Annotated in this window: 2 protein-coding genes; both read right to left on the bottom strand. The window is 42.4% G+C overall.

Features of this window, described 5'->3' with window-relative positions; all coding sequences use genetic code 11:
* Positions 1-492: 492 nt before the first annotated feature.
* Positions 493-1482, bottom strand: coding sequence for an MvdC family ATP-grasp ribosomal peptide maturase (locus F6K49_RS42695; RefSeq protein WP_293107523.1), 990 nt, complete (start codon positions 1480-1482; stop codon positions 493-495).
* Positions 1483-1730: 248 nt separating this feature from the next.
* On the bottom strand, positions 1731-2214 hold a 484-nt coding region (locus F6K49_RS42700), incomplete at its 5' end, for a zinc ribbon domain-containing protein (protein ID WP_293107526.1).

Raw genomic sequence — 2214 nt, forward strand, 5'->3', positions numbered from 1 at the left:
AGGGAATAGGGAATAGGGAATAGGGAATAGGGAATAGGGAATAGGGAATAGGGAATAGGGAATAGGGAGTCGGGAGTCGGGAGAATAAAATTGTTAAGTATCGCTCCAAAAGTAAAAATCACAAATTTCCCAAGTTAATTATTCCTAATTAATACCCTACAATAAAAAAAAATAAATTAGTTATATATTGCAGTATTAAACATCTAAGTTATGATAGATTAAACTAGGTAATTCCAAACATAAATAAATCATGATTTATAGTAATTTTTTTGATTTTATAGCGTTGATAGCACTTATGATGTACAGTATTTTTTGACTATATATCCTTAATAAGGGGAGATATTATTGCCTTAAAAACATCTTTATTATTGCCTTTTGCCTCTTGCCTTTTGCCTTTTGCCTTTTGCCTTTTGCCTCTTGCCTCTTGCCTCTTGCCTCTTGCCTCTTGCCTCTTGCCTCTTGCCTCTTGCCTCTTGCCTTTTGCCTTTTGCCTTAATTAGCAACGTCAGACAATAAGGCATCTGCGATCGCATCAGAAATGGGGTAACCCAAATCTCGCTCTAGCATGCCCCATTCGCCAGTGGGGTTAACTTCTAGGAAGACATACTCACCGTCTGGGGTGAGAATCATATCAATAGCGCCATAGGTTAGTCCCAACCTTGCCATCAAAGCATTCAGGCCATGGGCAACCTCACTGGGCAATTGATCAGGTTCCCAAGGACAGTCTTCTGGTTTAGCAGAGCGCCAATCCATCGTTGTTGCAGAATATCGAGAAGCATCGAGAGCTCCTACATATAGATTTCCCGCCACGAATGCTATTCGCAACTCCCGCTGTTTAGGAATTTCCTCTTGGAATACCATCGGACTATAGCGCAACATTTCTGCCTCTTGGAGGTCTTCTTCTTTGACAACGCTGGTATATAGGAAAAAAGAAGAAGCTTCCATACCGTAAGAAAGAGGAGTAAGCAACTTAGCCACCATCTTTCCTCCTACTTCTGCGAAGAAACCCCGCATCCGATCTGGATTATTCGTGACCAGAGTGCGGGGAACGAGCAGACCAACTTCATTAGCAATTCTGAGTTGACGTGGTTTGTTTTCTGCTTCTCGGATTCGTTCTAACTTATCTACCCAACGAGCATGGTTGAGATTATCTAAGAAACCATCAATGGTTGCTAATGATTCCCTAACGCAAGCGTCTTGGAATTGGGGAGCTAAATCTGGGCTGACTTGTGGATGCCAGAGTCGGCGCATCCATACCCCCTGCACGTCTTCGGTTTTAATGGAGTTTCCATTATAGTCTAACTGGTAACTAAGTCCTTCGCTAGTGATCCCGGCTGCTAGTTGCACCTTACTGGGAAATTGATCGGTATCAAAGCGAAAGGGTTTAGCTCCTCGTTTTGATAGGGCTTCGGCGACTCTATCAATAGTGAAATAATCACCACTGTGAGTGATCAAGACAATTAGATCACGAGATCGGTTCATATACCTAAATGATAACGAATAAATAACGGTTAAATAGATAACACTCAGCCCAAAGCTAATCGCTGAGGGCTGATCGCGGGTTTTAAAAGCTCAGTTGACGCAAAGGGAGAAATAGTATCGGTAATTATTTCAACTACCCCTGCCTGATCGAGTACTCTCATCGAGTACACCTGGTGTTGGCAAAGGGATTGTGTCTACAGTCCACCTCCAATCTAAGTTCCGAGATAGGCTAGCCTTTGGCAATCCCCTCAGTCTAGAGTTTTGGTTTCATCCTGGGACACATCAGGGACGGTTGAAAGTCGCCCCGTCCTCTCAAAGTCTTGCCTCAAGAGGAGCGTTCTCAGTGCGATATTCTTGGCTCCGACTAAATCAGCATGTAGTTTGTATCCACAAGCCATGCAATCAAAATCTAATCCATTATTGGGTCGATTGGCTTTACTGGTGTAACCACAACGAGGACATGACTGGGAGGTAAAATCAGCATCAACTCTAATCGCTAAAGCGCCACCCAAAACAGCTTTATAGTCAATGAAGTCATGTAACTTAGTAAACTCCCAAATCCTTTTATTTATATGGGGTTTACACAGTTTTATAGATGGTTCATGGCCTAGTTGTATTAGCTTAATTTGATCAGGATTATGGGTAATATTTTCTAGACCAATCAATGAGCCATAAATCACGACACGTTTGGCAATACAGTGATTAATATCAGCGTTAAACCGTCTCTCTCGT

This window comes from Moorena sp. SIO3I6, from assembly GCF_010672095.1.